This is a genomic window from Pseudomonas cyclaminis, from assembly GCF_015163715.1.
GTDB lineage: Bacteria > Pseudomonadota > Gammaproteobacteria > Pseudomonadales > Pseudomonadaceae > Aquipseudomonas > Aquipseudomonas cyclaminis.
In genome coordinates, this window is record NZ_JADDUM010000093.1 from 1 (window position 1) to 4,940 (window position 4,940).

At 63.1% G+C, this 4,940-nt stretch carries 2 protein-coding genes; both read right to left on the reverse strand.

Annotated elements, in window-relative coordinates; all coding sequences use genetic code 11:
- A partial coding sequence (locus tag IQK56_RS31515) for a condensation domain-containing protein (RefSeq protein ID WP_341869511.1) occupies window positions 1-283 on the reverse strand: 283 nt, incomplete at its 3' end.
- Window positions 280-4,940 (reverse strand): amino acid adenylation domain-containing protein (locus IQK56_RS13280; protein WP_425274647.1); only part of this gene is annotated, 4,661 nt, incomplete at its 5' end. The genes IQK56_RS13280 and IQK56_RS31515, both read right to left, overlap by 4 nt.

Below are 4,940 nucleotides of genomic sequence, written 5' to 3' on the forward strand. Positions count from 1 at the left end.
TCAGCTGATGGTCGCCGAACACCAATGCCGGGGCATCGGGCGTGGCGACCACTTGGGCTTCGATCAATTGCTGGACGCTGTGGTCAAGCGGGTAGTGGGTGGTGGTGGCGTTCCACGTGCTGACGATCTGCTGTTGCTCGGCGTGGTCCAGCATCGGCAGGTCGGCAACCCGCTGTTGTGGGTCGGCAATGAGGCTGTGCAGCAGTTGCTGCCAATGCCGCCCAAGGCGCTCGATGGTGGAGGCGTTGAACAGGTCGGTGGCGTAGGTGAGGGTCGCGCTCAAGCCTCGGCCGATTCACTGGTGCTGAGGGTCAGGTCAAATTGCGAGGTGCTGCCTTCCCAGTCCAATCCCTCGACCTGCAACGCCGAAGGCAGTGATGGACGTTCGGTGGCGTTGGGTTTGTCGGCACTCTGGTGGTTGAACATCACCTGGAACAGCGGGTTGTGGCTGAGGCTGCGTTCCGGTTGCAAGGCCTCTACCAGTTGCTCGAACGGCAGGTCCTGATGCGCCTGGGCATCCAGTGCATGTTGCTTGACCTGTTGCAGCAGAGCCTCGACCCGCAGGTGCGAGCTGAACTCGGCTTTCATGACTTGAGTGTTCACGAAGAAGCCGATCAGCCCCTCGGTTTCGACCCGGTTGCGGTTGGCAATCGGCACACCGACGCGGATATCGTTCTGGCCGCTGTAGCGGTGCAACAGCGTCTGGAAAGACGCCAGCAACAGCATGAACGGCGTCACGCCCAGGCGCTGGGCAAAGGCTTGCACTGCATCGCCCAGGCCAGGCGTGAGGGTGAGTGACAGGTGGGCACCCCGGTAGCTTTGTTCAGCCGGGCGTGGGCGATCTGTCGGCAACTCCAATACGCTGTTTTCGCCGGCCAACTGGCCGGTCCAGTAGGCCAGTTGACGTTCGCGCTCGCCGGCTTGCATCCATTGCCGTTGCCAGGCGGCATAGTCGGCGTACTGGATGGGCAACGGCGCCAGCGAGTGAGGCTGCCCAGCCTGGGCGGCGCCATACAGGCTGACCAGTTCCTCCACCATCAACTGCACCGACCAGCCATCGGAAACGATGTGGTGCTGGGTAAGTACCAGTACATGTTCATCGTCCGCCAGGCGCAGCAGCCTGACCCGCAGCAGCGGGCCGTTCTGCAGGTCGAACAGTTGCCGGGTTTCGTGCTCCACAAACGTCCTGATCGTGGCGTCGTCCGGTGTGCCGTTCAGCGTCTCGACCACCAGCGCCAGCGGTGCCTGGTCGGCGATGATTTGGCGCGGTTGTTCGTTTTCCACCACGAAGGTGGTGCGCAGTGCTTCGTGACGGGCGATCAGTTGATTGAACGCTTGCTCCAGCGCCGCGACATCCAGCGCGCCTTTGAGGCGCAGGGCGGCCGGCAGGTGGTACGCGGCGCTATGCGGGTCCAATTGCCAGAGGAACCACTGGCGCTCCTGCGCGTAGGACAGGGGCAGCGATTGAGTGCGTTCGACGGGCACCAGTGGCAGCTCATGCTGCCGTGCGCGACCGTCCAGGCCGGCGACGAAATCCCCGAGCACGCTGCGTTCGAACAGGCTGCGCAGGGCGACATCCAGCCCCAGGGCCTGACGCACCCTGGAGATGATCTGCGTCGCCAGCAACGAATGGCCGCCGAGTGCGAAGAAGTCATCCGTGAGGCCCACCTGCTCAAGGTTGAGCACGCTTTGCCAGATTTCGGCGACCTGGGTTTCCAGGGCCGTTCGCGGCGCCACATAGTGGTTTTGCTGTTGGCTGGCATCCGGCTTGGGCAGCGCTTTACGGTCCAGTTTGCCGTTGGGGCTCAGGGGCAGTACATCAAGGAACATCAGGAAGCCCGGCACCATGTAGTCCGGCAGCACGGCTGCCAACGCGGCCTTGATCGACTGACGCAGCTCTGCGTGGGGCACGGCCGTGGCATGGGGCACCACATAACCCACCAACTGCAAACCGCTGGCTGCCGGTTGGGCGAGGACGATGGCGTCTCGCACCACGTCCTGCTCCAGCAGTCGGGCCTCGATTTCGCCCAACTCGATACGGAAACCGCGAATCTTCACCTGATGGTCGATCCGGCCGACATATTCGATCACCCCGTCGGGGGTGTAGCGCGCAAGGTCGCCGGTGCGGTACAAGCGGCCGCCGACTTGGCTGAACGGGTCGGGCATGAAGCGCTCGGCCGTCAGGTCAGGGCGATTGAAATAACCGCGTGCCAGCAACTCGCCGCCGATCATCAGTTCGCCCACCACGCCAATCGGCGCCGGGGCACCGCTGTCGTCCAGCAGGTAAATGCTGCGCCCGGCCAGAACCTTGCCGATGGGCATGGTCAGTGGCGTCGGGCGGGCGCCGGTTACGTAGTCGGTGCAATCGAGGGCCGTGACTGTCACCGTGGCTTCAGTAGGGCCATAGGTGTTGAGCAATTTGACGTGGCCAAGGCCGGCCTGGCTCCACGCGGCGAGGCCTTCCGGCGGCATGGCTTCACCACCGGCATGCACTTGCTTGAGTCGCCCGTAATCCCGTGGACCCGCCGCGGCAAAATCCTTGGCCAGCAGGTTCCAGTAGGCCGTGGTCAGGTCGACCACACTGATCTGGTGTTTGAGCAGGGCGCGATAGAACGTCTCGGTGTCCCAGATTTCAGTGCCGCGCAGCACCACCGACGCGCCGCAGATCAGTGCCGGATACAACTGCTCGACGAAACCGTCGAAGTTGAAGGTGGAAAACTGCAGGATGCGGTCGCCACCATCGAGATTGAAAAACCCCAGCGACACATAGGCATGGCGAGTCAGCGAGGACTGGTTGATGCCCACGCCTTTTGGCCGGCCCGTGGAACCGGAGGTGAACATTACATACGCAAGGTTATCGGCATGGGCACGATTGACCAGGTTGCTATCGTCCAGATCGACCCAGGCTTGGTTCTGGTCCAGGCACAGGTGCGCCACATCGGCAGGAATCTTCAGGCGTTCGCGCAAGTGGCTCTGGGTCAGCATCAGTTGCGTGCCGCTGTCTTCGATCATGCACAGCAACCGATCCTGCGGGTATTCCGGGTCCAGGGGCACGTAGGCGCCGCCGGCCTTGAGCACCGCCAGCAAGCCGATGATCATGTCCAGGCCGCGCTCCACGGCAATCCCCACCAGCACGTCGGGCCCGACGCCCAGGCTCACCAGATGGCGGGCCAGGCGGTTGGCCTGGGCGTTGAGTTCGGCGTAACTCAACTGGCGGTCTTCGAAGAGCAATGCCGGGGCTGATGGTTGCTTCGCCACCTGGGCTTCAAACAGCTGATGGACCCGTTGTTCACTTGGGTAATCGAGGGTGGCGCTGCTCCAGTCATGGAGCATCAGGTGCCGTTCTTCACGCCCAAGCATGTCCAGTTCACCCAGGCGTTGCTGCGGGTTACGGACGATGGCCTGCAACAGGTTTTGCCAATGCCCGGCCAGACGCTGGACGGTTGGGGCTTCAAACAGATCGATGGCATAGGTGAGGGTGGCCAGCAGATCGTCGGCGGACTCGGTGGTGTCCAGCGAGAGGTCGAACTGGGTGCTGGGCAGCGTGCCGTCCAGGACTTCAAGGCTCAGGCCGGGCAGGCTGACGCTGTGTTGGGGCTGCACGCTGGCATGGTTGTACATCACTTGGAACAGCGGGCTATGGCTGAGGCTGCGCTCCGGTTGCAGGGCTTCCACCAGTTGCTCGAAGGGCAGGTCCTGGTGAGCCTGGGCCTGCAAGGCATGGTGTTTGACCTGTTGCAGCAGGTCGACAAACCGCGCCTGGCCGTCGAGTTCTGCGCGCAGTACCTGGGTGTTGACGAAAAAACCGATCAGTCCTTCGGTTTCCACGCGGTTGCGGTTGGCAATCGGCACACCGACACGGATGTCGGTTTGCCCGCTGTAGCGATGCAACAGGGTTTGGAACGAGGCCAGCAACAGCATGAACAACGTCACGCCTTGCTGCTGGGCCAATTGCTTGAGCGACTGATTCAGCTCGTGGCCCAGCGCCAGTTCCAGTTGGGCGCCGCGGTAGCTTTGCTCGGAAGGCCGGGTGTGGTCGGCGGGCAGTTCCAATACCGTCTGCTCGCCACCCAACTGTTCGGTCCAGTAGGCCAGTTGGCGCTCGCGCTCTCCGGCTTCCATCCACTGGCGCTGCCACACGCCATAGTCGGCGTACTGCACAGGCAGGTCGGCGAGGCTGACGGGTTGCTGCTGGCTGAAACCGGCGTAAAGGGCAATCAGCTCCTGGATCATCACGTTGATCGACCAGCCATCGGAGACAATATGGTGCTGGGTGAGGATCAGGACGTGATCGTCATCCGCCAGTTTCAGCAGTTTGACCCTGAGCAGCGGGCCGTGCTGCAAGTCGAACAACTGCTGGATTTCGTGTTCAACACACGCCTGGATCACTTGCGGGTCTGCGCCCGGCCGTGACTCGACGGTGATGGCCAGCGGGGCGTGGGCGGCGATCCGTTGCACGGTACGCTCGCCGTCCTGGGCGAACGAGGTGCGCAGGCTTTCATGGCGCTCGATCAGGTGGTCAAAGCTGCGCTGCAGTGCCTGGGTGTCCAGATGGCCTTGCAGGCGCAGCGCCGCCGGGATGTGGTACGCGGTGCTTTGAGGGTCCAGTTGCCAGAGGAACCACTGGCGTTCCTGGGCATAAGACAGGCGCAGCGGCTGATCGCGTGCGACCCGTACCAAGGGCGGCTCGTGGCGGGCCGGTTCTTGCTCCAGGGTGGCCACGAAGGCCTGCAAGGTGCTGCACTCGAACAGGTTGCGCAGGGGCACATCGGTGTTCAGGGCATGTCGCACACGGGAGACGACCTGGGTGGCCAGCAGTGAATGACCGCCCAGCTCAAAGAAGTCATCGTGCAGGCCGACGGTTTCACGCTTGAGCACGTCTTGCCAAATGGCGGCGATCTGCTGTTCCAGCGGGCTGTGCGGCGCCACGTAGGTTTTTT